At 72.6% G+C, this 14,670-nt stretch carries 11 protein-coding genes; 10 read left to right on the top strand and 1 reads right to left on the bottom strand.

The window, feature by feature from the left end; translation table 11 throughout:
* Nucleotide 1: 1 nt before the first annotated feature.
* From narH to OG247_RS28100, 10 genes are all read left to right on the top strand, one after another.
* Nucleotides 2-1,555 carry a nitrate reductase subunit beta gene (narH, locus tag OG247_RS28145; RefSeq protein WP_442813430.1) on the top strand — a complete coding sequence of 518 codons (1,554 nt, stop codon included), beginning with the start codon at nucleotides 2-4 and terminating at the stop codon, nucleotides 1,553-1,555.
* 11 nt (nucleotides 1,556-1,566) lie between these two features.
* Nucleotides 1,567-2,274, top strand: coding sequence for a nitrate reductase molybdenum cofactor assembly chaperone (gene narJ, locus OG247_RS28140; protein ID WP_327257658.1), 708 nt, complete (start codon nucleotides 1,567-1,569; stop codon nucleotides 2,272-2,274).
* Nucleotides 2,274-2,999: a respiratory nitrate reductase subunit gamma gene (gene narI / locus OG247_RS28135; RefSeq protein ID WP_327254836.1), complete on the top strand. Its 726-nt coding sequence runs from the start codon at nucleotides 2,274-2,276 to the stop codon at nucleotides 2,997-2,999. Before narJ ends, narI begins: the two co-directional genes overlap by 1 nt.
* Nucleotides 2,996-4,213 carry a TIGR04053 family radical SAM/SPASM domain-containing protein gene (locus tag OG247_RS28130; protein WP_327254835.1) on the top strand — a complete coding sequence of 406 codons (1,218 nt, stop codon included), beginning with the start codon at nucleotides 2,996-2,998 and terminating at the stop codon, nucleotides 4,211-4,213. The genes narI and OG247_RS28130 overlap by 4 nt, the downstream gene beginning before the upstream one ends.
* A 69-nt stretch (nucleotides 4,214-4,282) precedes the next feature.
* Nucleotides 4,283-5,662 (top strand): protoporphyrinogen oxidase, encoded by a 1,380-nt coding sequence (gene hemG, locus OG247_RS28125; RefSeq protein ID WP_327254834.1) that lies wholly within the window; start codon nucleotides 4,283-4,285, stop codon nucleotides 5,660-5,662.
* 164 nt (nucleotides 5,663-5,826) lie between these two features.
* Nucleotides 5,827-6,564 carry a two-component system response regulator CseB gene (gene cseB / locus OG247_RS28120; RefSeq protein WP_327254833.1) on the top strand — a complete coding sequence of 246 codons (738 nt, stop codon included), beginning with the start codon at nucleotides 5,827-5,829 and terminating at the stop codon, nucleotides 6,562-6,564.
* Nucleotides 6,565-6,569: 5 nt separating this feature from the next.
* A complete protein-coding gene (locus OG247_RS28115) occupies nucleotides 6,570-7,817 on the top strand; it encodes a sensor histidine kinase (RefSeq protein ID WP_327254832.1) in 1,248 nt (415 codons plus the stop codon).
* A 511-nt stretch (nucleotides 7,818-8,328) separates the two neighbouring features.
* Nucleotides 8,329-9,111, top strand: coding sequence for an ABC transporter ATP-binding protein (locus OG247_RS28110; RefSeq protein WP_442813428.1), 783 nt, complete (start codon nucleotides 8,329-8,331; stop codon nucleotides 9,109-9,111).
* Nucleotides 9,112-9,203: 92 nt separating this feature from the next.
* Complete coding sequence (locus OG247_RS28105) at nucleotides 9,204-11,732, top strand: ABC transporter permease (RefSeq protein ID WP_327254831.1); 2,529 nt, start codon at nucleotides 9,204-9,206, stop codon at nucleotides 11,730-11,732.
* A 94-nt stretch (nucleotides 11,733-11,826) separates the two neighbouring features.
* On the top strand, nucleotides 11,827-13,404 hold the full coding sequence (locus tag OG247_RS28100) for an alpha/beta hydrolase (protein WP_327254830.1): 1,578 nt from the start codon (nucleotides 11,827-11,829) through the stop codon (nucleotides 13,402-13,404).
* An 80-nt stretch (nucleotides 13,405-13,484) separates the two neighbouring features.
* Here the strand turns inward: OG247_RS28100 and moeZ are convergent, their stop codons facing one another.
* Nucleotides 13,485-14,663 (bottom strand): adenylyltransferase/sulfurtransferase MoeZ, encoded by a 1,179-nt coding sequence (gene moeZ, locus OG247_RS28095; RefSeq protein ID WP_327254829.1) that lies wholly within the window; start codon nucleotides 14,661-14,663, stop codon nucleotides 13,485-13,487.
* Nucleotides 14,664-14,670: the final 7 nt, after the last annotated feature.

Raw genomic sequence — 14,670 nt, 5'->3', positions numbered from 1 at the left:
GATGCCCCGTGGCGAAGCCACTATCGGACGTGTGATGGCACAGGTCGCGATGGTCATGAACCTCGACAAGTGCATCGGCTGCCACACCTGCTCGGTCACCTGCAAGCAGGCGTGGACCAACCGGCAGGGCACCGAATACGTCTGGTTCAACAACGTCGAGACCCTCCCCGGCCAGGGTTACCCGCGCCGCTGGGAGGATCAGGAGAAGTGGAAGGGCGGCTGGGAGCGCACCCGCTCCGGCAAGCTCCGCCTCAAGGCGGGCGGCCGGCTCGCCAAGCTGGGCAAAATCTTCGCGAACCCGGACCTGCCGGAGATCGACGACTACTACCAGCCCTGGACCTACGAGTACAAGAACCTCACCGAGGCCCCGGCGGGCGACGACATGCCCACCGCCCGGCCCGTCTCCCAGCTCACCGGCGAGCCCATCGACAAGATCGAGTGGGGTCCGAACTGGGACGACAACCTCGGCGGCGCGCCCACGCACGCCCCGCAGGACCCGATCATCGAGAAGATCCGCGACGCGGTCGGCGAGAAGATCCGCTTCGAGTTCGAGCAGAGCTTCATGTTCTACCTCCCGCGGATCTGCGAGCACTGCCTCAACCCCGCGTGCGTCTCCTCCTGTCCCTCCGGCGCGATGTACAAGCGCGAGGAGGACGGCATCGTCCTGGTCGACCAGGACCAGTGCCGCGGCTGGCGGATGTGCGTGACCGGATGCCCGTACAAGAAGGTGTACTTCAACCACCAGACCGGCAAGGCCGAGAAGTGCACCTTCTGCTTCCCGCGCATCGAGGTCGGCATGCCGACCGTGTGCTCGGAGACGTGCGTGGGCCGGATGCGCTACCTCGGCGTGATGCTCTACGACGCCGACAAGGTGGCCGAGGCCGCAGCGGTCGAGGACGAGCACGATCTGTACCCCTTCCAGGTGGAGTGCTTCCTCGACCCCGCGGACCCCGCCGTGATCGCCGCCGCCCGCGCGGCCGGCATCACCGACGAGTGGCTCGACGCGGCCCGCAACTCCCCGGTCTACGACCTGATCGCCACCTACCAGGTCGCCCTCCCCCTCCACCCGGAGTACCGGACGATGCCGATGGTCTGGTACGTCCCGCCGCTCTCCCCCGTGGTCGAGGCCGTCGCCGCCACCGGCAGCGACGGCGAGGACGCCGGAAACCTCTTCGGTGCCATCGAGTCCCTGCGCATCCCCGTCGAGTACCTCGCGGAGGTCCTGACCGCCGGCGACACCGTGCCCGTGGAGGCGGTGCTGCGCCGGATGGCCGCGATGCGCGCCTACATGCGCCGGGTCAACCTGGGCGAGGAGCGCGACGAGTCGATCGCGCGGGCCGTCGGGCTGTCCGGGCAGGAGATGGAGGACATGTTCCGGCTCCTCGCCATCGCCAAGATCGAGGACCGCTTCGTGATCCCCAGCGCCGCCCGCGCCGAGGCCGACGCGCTCGCCGACTCGCACCCGCTGAACGACGCGGAGCAGGGCTGCCCCGTCGCCGCACTGCCCGAACCCCGGGTGATGCTCAATCTCGGGGATACCAGGAGGCGTTCGTGATCCGGAATCCGATGAGTGGTGACGCACTGGTGCGGCTGGTCGCGGGCTGCGTACTGCAGTACCCCGGCGACTACTTCCACGACGAACTCCCGCGGCTCCGTGCGGCCCTCGCCGGGGCGCCCGCCGAACCGGCCGCGCTGCTCGGCGCGTTCCTGGACGAGGCCGAGGTCCAGACCCCGATCGAGCTGTGCTCCCAGTACACCTCCACCTTCGACACCCGCAACCGGCGCTGCCTCTACCTCACCTGGTGGGTCGACGGGGACACTCGCCGGCGCGGGCTGTCCCTGGTCCGGCTGAAGCGGATCTACCGGGACTTCGGGCTGGAGTTCGCGGGTGAGGAACTGCCCGACTTCCTCCCGGTGGCCCTGGAGTTCGCCGCCCGCGAGGAGGAGGCCGGCACCCGGCTGCTCCAGGAGCACCGGGCCGGGCTGGAGCTGCTGCGCCTGGCGCTCACCGAGTTCGGATCCCCGTACGCCCGGATCCTGGAGGCCGTCTGCGCGACGCTGCCCGGGCCCTCCCCCGAGACCAAGGCGGAGGCGAAGGCCCTCGCGAGGAACGGGCCGCCGCAGGAGCTGGTGGGCGCGGGCTCGGCGCTCGAACCGTTCGGGCCGGGCCTCGACATGCCGGCCGACTTCCCCGGAGCGGTCCCGACCGACCTCCCCTGGCCCACGACGGCCTACTCGACCGCTGCCGCCGCCTCCGAAAGGATGCCCGCCTGATGGACCTCCTCCTGTGGGGCGTACTCCCGTACGTCTCGATCGCCCTGCTCATCGCGGGCACGGTCTGGCGGGCCCGCTTCGACAAGTTCGGCTGGACCACGCACTCCTCGCAGCTGCACGAGTCGCGGCTGCTGCGCATCGGCTCGCCGCTCTTCCACTTCGGCATGCTCTTCGTGATCGTGGGCCACGTGGTCGGCCTGCTCATCCCCAAGAGCTGGACCGACGCGGTGGGCCTGAGCGACCACGCGTACCACCTGATGGCGCTCTCCACCGGCACGGTCGCGGGCGTCGCGGCCGCCGTGGGCATCGGGATCCTGGTCTACCGGCGCTTCAAGGTGCCGGCCGTGCGCAGGGCGACGCTGCGCAGCGACCACCTGATGTACTCGTTCCTGCTCGGCGCGATGATCCTCGGGCTGACGGCGACCCTGCTGAACTCGGCCGGGATGACGGACGGTTACAACTACCGCGACGGCATCTCCCCGTGGTTCCGCAGCCTGTTCACCTTCACCCCGGACTACCACCTGATGGCGGGCGCCCCGCTCGCCTTCAAGGTCCACATCCTCTTCGGGTTCACGCTGTTCGCGCTGATCCCGTACTCGCGCCTGGTGCACATGTTCTCGGTGCCGCTGAAGTACCTGTTCCGGCCGTACGTGGTCTACCGCAAGCGGGACCCCGAGCAGCTCGCCAACCGCCCGAGCAAGCGCGGCTGGGAGCGCGTCTCGTGACCTCTCGCCCCGCACACACCACCCGGTCCTCCCACACCGTCGTGCGGCAGCCCCGCCGCGCGGTCTCCGACCGGCCCTTCATCGTCATCTGGGAGGCCACCCGGGCCTGCCCGCTGGCCTGTCTGCACTGCCGGGCCGAGGCGCAGACCCTGCGCCACCCCGAGGAGCTCGACGGGGCGGACGCCCGCCGGGTGATGGACCAGATCGCCGCCTTCGGCAAGCCCGGCCCGCTCTTCGTGATCACCGGCGGGGACCCCTTCCAGCGCACCGACCTCACCGACCTGGTCGCGTACGGGACCTCGCTCGGCCTGCGGGTCGCGGTGTCCCCGTCGGGCACGCCGACGCTGACCCGGGAGAACCTCGTAGCGGTCCGGGAAGCGGGGGCCATCGCGCTCTCGCTCTCCCTGGACGGTTCCACGCCCGAGCGCCACGACGCCTTCCGGGGCGTGCCCGGGGTCTACGACTGGACGCTGGAGGGCTGGCGGGCCGCCCGGGAGCTCGGACTCAAGGTGCAGATCAACACCACGGTCACCCGCGACAGCCTGGAGGACCTCGCCGACATAGCGGCACTGGTCAAGCGCGAGGGCGCGATGCTGTGGTCGGGCTTCGTCCTGGTCCCGACCGGGCGCGGGGAACAGCTGGACTCCCTGACCGCCGCCGAGATCGAGGACGTCCTGCACTTCCTGTACGACTGCGGGGCGGTGATGGCGACCAAGACGACGGAGGGCCACCACTTCCGGCGGGTCGCGCTGCAGCGCACCGTCCTGGACGCGCGCGGCGAGAAGCCCGTCCTGGGCCCGCTCCACGAGCGCCTCTCGGCCCGAGCCCGCGAGCTGGGGGTCTTCGACGGGGAGCGGCGGGCCGTGCGCCGGCCGCCCATGGACGTCTCCTCGGGCCGCGGCTTCGTCTTCATCTCGCACACGGGCGAGGTGCACCCCAGCGGCTTCCTGCCGCTCTCGGCGGGCAACGTGAAGAACCACCCGCTGACCGAGATCTACCGGGGATCGGCGCTCTTCACCAAGCTCCGCGACCCCTCGCTGCTGCGCGGCACGTGCGGGGCGTGCGAGTTCAAGACGGTGTGCGGGGGGTCGCGCTCCCGGGCGTACGGCTTCACGCGCGACGTGCTCGAAGCGGACCCGTACTGCGCGTACGAGCCCGGCAGCTTCCCCTACCAGGAGGAACTCAGGGCTCTGGCCGAAAGCATGAGGCGCTGACCCACCCCGCTCCCATACGTTTCATATGGGAACATATCGACCACGGCCTCGGGGCCACGGGAGAACACAATGCGTTCAGTGATCGTCATCGGTGGCGGGATCAGCGGTCTGGCCGCCGCGTGGCAGTTGCGCGGCCAGGCCGATGTGACCGTCCTGGAGAGCCACGCCAAGGTCGGCGGGAAGCTCCGGACCGGCACCATCGCCGGCATCACCGTCGACGAGGGCGCCGAATCCCTCATGGCCCTGCGCCCGGAAGCCGTGGAACTGGCCGCCGCCGTCGGACTCGGCGAGGCCCTCTGCGACCCCGCGAAGGCCGCCACCACCATCTGGACCAACGGCGCCCTGCGCCCGCTGCCCGCCGGACACGTGATGGGCGTCCCCACCGACCCCTCCGCGCTGGCCGGCACCGGACTGCTCTCCCCCGAGGGCCTGCGACGCGTCGCCGCCGAGGAGACCCTCCCGGCCACCCCGCTCACCGAGGACTGCTCGGTCGCCGAGTACCTGGGCGGCCGCTTCGGCCAGGAGGCCGTGGACCGGCTCATCGAACCCATGCTGGGCGGCGTCTACGCCGGCCTCGCCGACCGGCTCTCGCTGCGCGCGGCCATGCCCCGGATCGCGGCCCTCGCGGAGCAGGGCACCCCGCTCCTCCCGGCCCTGCGTCGGATGCGCGCCGCCGGCGCCCCCCGCTCGGGGGCCGTGGCCGTCCAGGGCGTCGTCGGCGGCACCGGGCGCTTCCCGGCGGCCGTCGCGGAAGCCTGCGGAGCCCGCATCCTCACCGGGACGACGGCCCGCTCGCTCCAGCGGGTCACCGACGGCCGCTGGCGCGTCCAGGCGATGACCGGCGACGGCGCGCTGACGATGGAGGCCGACGCGGTGATCCTCGCCCTTCCCGCCTTCGCGGCGGCGGAGCTGCTGCGCCCGCACTCCCCGCTCGCCGAGGCCGAGCTCTCCTCGATCCCGCACGCCTCGACGGCCGTCATCACCATGGCCTTCTCCCGCGCCCAGGCCCACTTCCTCCCCGAGGGCAACGGCTTCCTGGTCCCGCCGGTCGACGGCCACACCCTGAAGGCCGCCTCCTTCCTCTCCAACAAGTGGTCCTGGCTGCACGACGCAGCCCCCGAGACCTTCGTGCTCCGCGCCTCCATCGGCCGCATCGGGGAGGACGAACTGCTCGGCCGCCCCGACCGCCACCTGGTCCGCTCGGCCATCGCCGAGCTCCACCACGCGGTGGGCCCCATGGGCGAACCCCTGGCCACCCGCGTCACCCGCTGGGACCGGGGCCTGCCCCAGTACGGCGTCGGGCACCGCGAGCGCGTCGCCCGCATCCGCGAGGCCGCCGGCAAGCTCCCGGGCATCGCCCTGTGCGGAGCGGCGTACGAGGGCGTGGGCGTCGCCGCCTGCGTCGCGACGGGGCGCGCGGCCGCGAAGCAGGTCCTGGCCCGGCCGTAGCGCGCGGCGTTCGTATCGGGCGGGTATCAGCGGACGCTCGGCTTTTCATCTCATCGGCCCGCGGGGCCGCGGCTACGGAATGTACGGCTGCCGCGGCCCTATCGTCTTCATCGGTACCCGTCCGCACCCGTCCGCACCCGTCCGCCGCACAGGAGTCGTCCCCCGTGTCCTCCCCCACCCCGGCTCCCGCCGCCCCGCGACCCGTTCGCTTGCTGCTGGTGGAGGACGACGAGCTGATGCGCCGCTCGTTCACCGTCTCCCTGGAGCGCTACGGGTACACGGTGCGGGCCGCCGCCGACGGGCTCACGGGCCTCGAATCCTTCCGCGACGAGGACTTCGACCTGCTGATCCTCGACGTGATGCTGCCCGGCCTCGACGGGATCGGCCTGTGCCGCAAGGTCCGGGAGACCAGCCTGGTCCCCGTCCTGATGATGTCGGCCCGCGGCGACGGGCTGGACATCGTCGCCGGCCTGGAGGCCGGGGCGGACGACTACGTGGTCAAGCCCGTGGACACCAACGTGCTCGTGGCCCGCATCCGCTCGCTGCTGCGGCGCGCCACCTACGCCCCCGCCCCGGCGGGGGCGGCCACAGAACAAGAACCCGGACCGTCCGAGGGGGAACTGCTGACCTTCGGGGACCTGACCCTGCACACCGGCGGCCTGGACGTGGCCGTCGGCGGAACCCCGGTGGCGCTCACCCCGACCGAGCTGAAGCTGCTGTTGGAGTTCGCCGCCCACCCGGGCATCGTGCTCGAGCGGCACACCCTGCTGCGCAACGTCTGGGACTACGGCTGGGACGGCGACAGCCGGGTCGTCGACCTGTGCGTGCAGCGGCTGCGCGGCAAGCTCGGCCGGGACCGGATCGAAACGGTCCGCGGCTTCGGCTACAAGCTCAAGCGCTGAGACCGGTGACCCCCTTCGAGAAGCCGCGGCCGGGCCGCGTCCCCCTGCGCTGGAAGATCGCCGCCCTGGCCGCGGCCACGGCCTGCCTGGTCGCGGTGGCGGTGGGCCTGCTCGTGCACTTCTGGACCGCGTCGGACATCCGGTCCCGGGCCGAGATGCGGGCCTTCAACACCGTGCACTCGGCCATGGACACCTACCGGCGCACCGGAACCCTCATCGAGGGAGCCGAGCTCGATCCGCCCGGACTGCCCGCAGCACTGCGCGACCCGGCCGACGGCGACCGGCACACGGCGTACGACGGGCACGTCGACGGGAACAGCGGGCCGACCGCCTGGGCCGCGCAGCGCGTCGGCGGCCCCGGCAGCCCGGTGCTGGCCTACGGCGTCAACACGAACCCGGATCTCTACGGACTGCGCCGGCTCGACGCCACCATGACGGTGGCCTCCCTGATCGCCCTCGCCGCGGCCACGCCCCTCGCGGTCTACGGCGCCGGGCTCCTCGGCCGCCGGCTGAGCCGGGTCTCCGAGACCGCGAGCCGGATCTCCGCCGGGGACCTGGACGCCCGCACCGGCCCCACCCGGGGTCGCGACGAGGTCGACGACATCGCCGCCACCGTCGACCTCATGGCCGACACCCTCGGCCGCAAACTGCGCGACGAGCGCCGGTTCACCGCCGACGTGGCCCACGAACTGCGCACGCCCGTCGGCGGTCTGCTGGCCGCGGCCGACCTGCTGGCGCCCGGGGAGACGGAGGACCTGCTCCGGGCCCGGGTACGCGATCTGCGCGGACTGGTCGAGGACCTCCTGGAGATCTCCCGGCTCGACGCGGGCGCCGAACTGCCGGTCCACGCCCGGGTCCCGCTCGGCGCGGTCGTCTCCGAGGCCGTGGCGCGCACGGGCCTCGCCGCGGAGATCGACGTCACCGGACAGGCCGAGGGCGTGGAGACCGACCCGCGCCGCCTCGAACGGATCGTCGGCAACCTCGTCGTCAACGCCCACCGGCACGGGCGGACCCCGGTCCGGGTCACCGTCCAGGGCCGCACGGTCGTCGTACGCGACCACGGCCCCGGCTTCCCCGCCGACCTGCTGAGCCACGGCCCGCGCCGCTTCCACACGGGCCGGGCGGAGCGCGGCTCGGGCCACGGCCTGGGCCTGACCATCGCCCTGGGCCAGGCCCGGGTCCTCGGCGCCGACCTCCGCTTCGCCAACGCCCCGGACGGCGGCGCGGTCGCCACACTGCACCTGCCCACCTGACCACCGCGCACCAGCCAAATCCAGCCCCGCCGGCGTTGAGACGCGGGGTCCGGGGGCGCAGCCCCAGCGGGTCCGGGGGCGCAGCCCCAGCGGGTCCGGGGGCGCAGCCCCAGCGGGTCCGGGGGCGCAGCCCCAGCGGGTCCGGGGGCGCAGCCCCAGCGGGTCCGGGGGCGCAGCCCCAGCGGGTCCGGGGGCGCAGCCCCAGCGGGTCCGGGGGCGCAGCCCCAGCGGGTCCGGGGGCGCAGCCCCAGCGGGTCCGGGGGCGCAGCCCCAGCGGGTCCGGGGGCGCAGCCCCAGCGGGTCCGGGGGCGCAGCCCCAGCGGGTCCGGGGGCGCAGCCCGGGGAACGGTGGAAGGGCGGGTAGGGGACATCGCCCCGCGCAGCGGCAGCCACCCGCCCACTACCGGACCGATACACACCGGAGCGGCCCCCGATACACGACGGCCCGGGCCCCGATACGTCCCCCGGACACCCTTCGAAGTGCAGCTTCCCGCGCCGAAGAGGAGTCCCCGTGACCGCCGCCCCCCATGCCCCGCACCCGCTCCACGCGCCGACCGGCATCGCGGCCGCCACCGCCGGCCTCTCTAAGGTCTACGGCAGTGGCGACACCCGGGTCGTCGCCCTGGACGACGTCAGCGTCTCCTTCCGCGAGGGCGAGTTCACCGCGATCATGGGCCCGTCCGGCTGCGGCAAGTCCACCCTGATGCACTGCGCCGCCGGTCTCGACTCCTTCAGCTCCGGCTCCGTCCGCATCGGCACCACCGAGCTGGGCACGCTCGGCGACGAACAGCTCACCCGGCTGCGCCGCGACCGGGTCGGCTTCATCTTCCAGGCGTTCAACCTGCTGCCGACCCTGACCGCGCTGGAGAACATCACCCTGCCGCTGACCATCGCCGGCCGTAAGCCCGACCGGCAGTGGCTGGACCACGTGGTGTCGATGACCGGCCTCGCCGATCGCCTCGGCCACCGTCCCGGCCAGCTCTCCGGCGGTCAGCAGCAGCGCGTGGCGGTGGCCCGGGCCCTCGTCTCCCGCCCGGCGATCATCTTCGGCGACGAGCCCACCGGAAACCTGGACTCCCGGGCCGGCGCCGAGGTCCTCGGCTTCCTGCGCGACTCGGTCCGCGAGCTGCGCCAGACCGTGGTCATGGTCACCCACGACCCCGTGGCCGCCGCCCACGCCGACCGCGTGGTCTTCCTCTCCGACGGACGGCTGGTCGACGAGATGCCCCGGCCCACCGCGGACCGGGTGCTGGACCGGATGAAGGCCTTCGACGCCCGCTCCCGCACGAGCTGACCCCTCCGCGCTCCCGTCAGCACCGCGCCCCCGCACCGCACCAGCCGCCCGCCCGCTCCCCCGGGCCCGCCTCTCCCAGGATCCGCATCCCCATGCTCCGTACCGCCCTGCGCAACGTGCTCGCGCACAAGGCCCGCCTCCTGATGACCGTGTTCGCGGTCATGCTCGGGGTCACCTTCGTCACCGGCAGCCTCGTCTACGGGGACAGCCTGAGGCAGGCCGCCGTCGACCGGGCGAGCGCCGGCTACGACCGCATCTCCCTCAACGTCTCGCCCAACACCCTGCCCGGCGGCCCGCCGGCCTCCCTCGACGCCGGCACCTCCGCCTCCCTGGCCCGGGTCCCCGGTGTCGCCGCCGCCGCGGGCCGGGTCAACGGCTTCGCCGCCGTCGCCGACCGCGAGGGACGTCTGCTGGGCAACGGCGAGTTCCGCAAGGGCGGCAATTTCGCCCCGGGCAAGGACGGAACGGACCCCGCGTACCGGTTCACCGCGGGCAAGGGACCGACCGGCGAGCACGAAGTCGCCCTGGACGAGGCCGGCGCGGCCAAGGGCGGCTACCGCGTCGGCGACACCGTGCGCGTGGGTACGGGCACGGGCGCCGCTTCGTACGCGCTCAGCGGTGTCTTCCGCACCGACGCCTCCAAGCTCTCCACCGGCGGAAGCCTGGTGCTGTTCACCGACGCCACCGCCCAGAAGCTGTTCCTCCGGCCCGGCCGGTACACGAACATCGAGATCACGGCCGTACCCGGCACCGACGTGACGCAGCTCCTCGGCCGGGTCGAAGCGGTGATCCCCAAGGACTCCACCGTGGTCACCGGCGCCCAGCTCGCCCGGCTCCAGGCGAACATGGCCTCCAGCGACAGCGACACCATGAGCCAGATCATGCTGGGCTTCGCCGCGGTCGCCCTGTTCGTGGCCACCTTCCTCATCTCCAACACCTTCACCATGCTGGTGTCCCGGCGCACCAGGGAACTGGCCCTGATGCGGGCCGTCGGCGCCACCCGCAAGCAGGTCCGCCGCATCCTGCTGACCGAATCCGTCCTCGTCGGGCTGATCGCCTCGGTGGCCGGCATCCTGGCCGGCACCGGGGTCGCCGCCCTGCTCCAGGCCCTCTTCTCCGCCGCCGACGGCCCGGCCGCCCCGCTGACCCTCCTCCCCTCCACCCTGATCGTCGCGCTGGTGGTCGGCACCGCCCTGCCCGTGATCGCCGCCTGGGTGCCGGTCCGCCGGGCCATGACCATCCCGCCCGTGGCCGCGCTCGGCGCCGCCGAGCCCGCCGCGCCCGCACGGGCCGGCTCCCTGCGCACCGGGATCGGCGCCGCCCTGCTGCTCACCGGCGCGGCGACCACCCTGTACGGCGCCCTCACCACCGGCGAGGACGCCCGGACCGTCATCGGTCTCGGCGCGGCCCTCACCCTGACCGGCGCGATCGCCCTCATCCCGCTCCTGTCCCGGCCGTTCACCGCCGTGCTCCGGCCGCTGCTGGTCCGGGTGAGCCCGGTGCAGGGCGAGCTCGCCGCCCGCAACACCGTGCGCGACCCCCGTCGTACGGGCGCCACGGCCGCCGCGCTGGCCATCGCCCTCGCGCTCGCCTCCGGCCTGTCGGTCCTCGGGGCCTCAGCCACCCGGTACCTCGAGGGCGCGACCACCCGCGACATCACCGGCGACTACCTGGTGAAGGCCGCCCCGGGCGGCCCGCGGATGACCCCCGCCACCGCCGCGCTCCTCAAGAACCTGCCGGACGCCTCCTCCAGCCCGCTCAACCAGTCCACCGAGTACCGGATCGGCGGCGTCTCCTCCGTCCTGACCGGCGTCGACCCCGCGACCATCGGCCGGCTCCTGCGGTACGAGGTCACGGAGGGCTCCCTCGACGGCCTCGGCGCCGGCCGGATCGCCGTGGCCGACTACAAGGCCAGGGCGAACGGCTGGAAGGTCGGCCAGAGCCTGCCGGTGGAACGGCAGGGCAAGCGGGGAGAGGTCACCATCGGCGCCGTCTACCAGGCGGACGAGCAGAGCAACGTGCTGCCCAGCATCACCGCACCCGACTCGCTGGTCGCCCGCTACGACGCGACCCCGCACACCGACGCGATCGTCGTGGCCACCGGCGGCGGACCCGGCCGGGCCGCCCTCGCGGGCATCACCAAGGCGCTCGGCGACAACCCCGCCCTCTCCGTCCTCGACAAGGAGGACATCCGCACCGAGGACACCAGCGGCATCGGCGAGCAACTGAACGTCTTCTACGCCCTGCTCGGCATGGCCCTGGTGATCGCCGCCCTGGGCATCGCCAACACCCTCGCGATGTCCGTGCTCGAACGCCGCAAGGAGATCGGCACGCTCCGCGCCCTCGGCCTGGACCGCGCCGGAGTGACCCGGATGATCCGCATGGAGGCCCTGCTCGTCGGCGCCCTCGGCGCGGCCGTCGGCACGGTCATGGGCGTGTTCACCGGTTGGGCGCTCGGCCGCACCCTCCAGGAGAGCGTCGTGGGATACGCCCTGGTCATCCCCTGGGGACGGCTCGCCCTCGGGGTGCTGCTCGCCCTCGCCGGAGCCCTTCTCGCCTCCCTTGGGCCGGCCCGCCGGGCCGCCCGCGTGGACATCCCGGCGGCGACCGCGGCGCACTGACGGCCCGCCGGCCGCTCGTCCGCCCCCCGCCCCCGCTTGACCCGGATGGGTCAGCGCGGGGGCGGGGCGTGCGTGGCGCGCACAGGATGAAGGCATGCCGACACACGCCCTCCGGGTGGCCGCTGCCGCCACCGCTGCCGCCGCACTGCTCGCCACCAGTGCCTGTTCCGAAAGTGGGGGCGAGAAGAAGAGGGGCAAGGACGGCGCCGCACAGGGCATCAAGAAACCCAAGTGGGGAGAGTGCGGGGCCCCCACCCCCGCCGAGGGCGTCGGGCAGGTACCCGGCAAGGACTGGCAGTGCGCCGTCGTCGACGTGCCCCTCGATTACGCCGAGCCGGAAGGGGAGACCATCCCGCTGGCGCTGATCCGGGCGAAGGCCCGCGATCAGGACAAGCGGATCGGCTCGCTCGTCTTCAACTTCGGCGGCCCCGGCGGCTCCGGCATCAGCACCCTGCCCGGCGCCGCGAAGGAGTACGCGGCCCTGCGCGAGCGCTACGACCTGGTCAGCTTCGACCCGCGCGGGGTGGGCCGCAGCGCGCCCGTGCTGTGCGAGGACGACAAGCAGCTGGACGCGTACTACGCCGCCGACTCCAGCCCCTCGACGCCGGAGGAGGAGAAGCAGTACCTCGCCACCTCCAAGAAGTACAAGGACGCCTGCGAGGTGAAGTCCGGCAAGGTGCTGCCCCACGTGGGCACCGAGAACGCGGCCCGTGACCTGGACCGGATCCGTCAGGCCCTCGGCGACGAGAAGCTGTACTACTTCGGCATCTCCTACGGCACCGAGCTCGGCGGGGTCTACGCCCACCTCTTCCCCAAGAACGTCGGCCGGGCCGTCTTCGACGCCGTGGTCGATCCGACCAAGAACTCCGAGCAGGGCGCCCTCGGCCAGGCCAAGGGCTTCCAGCTCGCGCTCGGCAACTTCGCCCAGGACTGCGTGAACCGCGGCGACTCCTGCGTCCTGCAGGGCAGCACCGCCAAGGAGATCGAGGCGAACATCATCAAGCTCCAGAAGGAGCTCGCGGCCAAGCCCATCCCCGGCTCCGGCGACCGGCTGCTCACGGAGGACGCCGCGACCAACGGCATCGCCTTCGCCCTGTACTCCAAGGAGGCCTGGCCGCTGCTGGAACAGGGCCTGGACGAGGCCGAGGGCGGCCAGGGGCAGCTGCTGCTCGCCATGTCGGACGCCCTCAACGGCCGGGACCCCAAGGGCACTTACAGCAACATCGGGTCGGCAAACACCGCCATCAGCTGCGCCGACTCCAAGGACCGCTACACCCTGGCGCAGACCAAGGCGAAGCTGCCCGAGTTCCGCGCCGCCTCGCCCGTCTTCGGGGACTTCCTCGGCTGGGCCATGATGGGCTGCACCGACTGGCCCGTCGCGGGTGCCTGGAACACCCCGGACGTGTCCGCTCCCGGATCGGCGCCCATCCTGGTGATCGGCAACACCGGTGACCCGGCGACCCCGTACGAGGGCGCCCGCAAGATGGTGGAGCGGCTCGGCCCCGGCGTCGGCGTGGAGCTCACCTTCAAGGGCGAGGGGCACGGCGCCTACAACAGCGGCGACCCCTGCGTGCAGCAGGCCGTCGACTCCTACCTGCTCGACGGGAAGGTGCCCGGCGCGGGCACCGTCTGCACGGCGTCGAAGTCACCGGCCCCGACCTCGCCCGTCTAGGCCCTGCGGGAAAGGGCCCCGGAACATGCCGGAGGGGCCGCACCCCGCGCGAGCGGGATACGGCCCCTCCGGGCGACTGCTTAGTAGACCGGCTTCTCGGGCTCGATCTGGTGGACCCAGCCGATGACGCCGCCGCCGACGTGGACCGCGTCCGCGAAGCCCGCGGACTTCAGGACCGCGAGGACTTCCGCACTGCGGACACCCGTCTTGCAGTGCAAGACGATGCGCTTGTCCTGCGGCAGGTCCGCGAGGGCGGTGCCCATCAGGAACTCGCCCTTGGGGATCAGCTTCGCGCCGGGGATCGAGACGATCTCGTACTCGTTGATCTCGCGGACGTCGATGATCTCGATCGGCTCGTCGTTGTCGATCCACTCCTTGAGCTGCTTGGGAGTGATCGTCGAGCCGAGCGCGGCCTCCTGGGCCTCCTCCGACACGACGCCGCAGAAGGCCTCGTAGTCGATGAGCTCGGTGACGGTCGCGTTCGGACCGCAGACCGCGCAGTCGGGGTCCTTGCGGACCTTGACCTGGCGGTACTGCATCTCCAGGGCGTCGTAGATCATCAGACGGCCGACCAGCGACTCGCCGACGCCGGTGAGGACCTTGATGGCCTCGGTGACCTGGATGGACCCGATGGACGCGCAGAGCACGCCCAGCACGCCGCCCTCGGCGCAGCTCGGGACCATGCCCGGCGGGGGCGGCTCCGGGTAGAGGCAGCGGTAGCACGGGCCGTGCTCGGACCAGAAGACCGAGGCCTGGCCGTCGAAGCGGTAGATCGAGCCCCACACGTACGGCTTGTTCAGCAGCACGCAGGCGTCGTTCACGAGGTAGCGCGTGGCGAAGTTGTCCGTGCCGTCGACGATGAGGTCGTACTGGCTGAAGATCTCCATCACGTTGTCGGCTTCGAGCCGCTCTTCGTGGAGGACCACGTTCACGTACGGGTTGATGCCCAGCACGCTGTCGCGGGCCGACTCGGCCTTGGAACGGCCGATGTCCGCCTGACTGTGGATGATCTGGCGCTGCAGGTTCGACTCGTCGACCTCGTCGAACTCCACGATGCCCAGCGTGCCGACGCCGGCCGCGGCCAGGTACATGAGGGCGGGCGAGCCGAGGCCGCCCGCGCCCACGGCCAGCACCTTGGCGTTCTTCAGGCGCTTCTGGCCGTCCATCCCCACGTCGGGGATGATCAGGTGGCGGGAGTACCGACGGACCTCGTCAACGGTGAGCTCAGCAGCTGGCTCTACCAGGGGTGGCAGCGACACGGGGACT

The organism is Streptomyces sp. NBC_01244, assembly GCF_035987325.1.
Lineage (GTDB): Bacteria > Actinomycetota > Actinomycetes > Streptomycetales > Streptomycetaceae > Streptomyces.
This window is presented reverse-complemented; position numbering and strand designations above follow the sequence as displayed.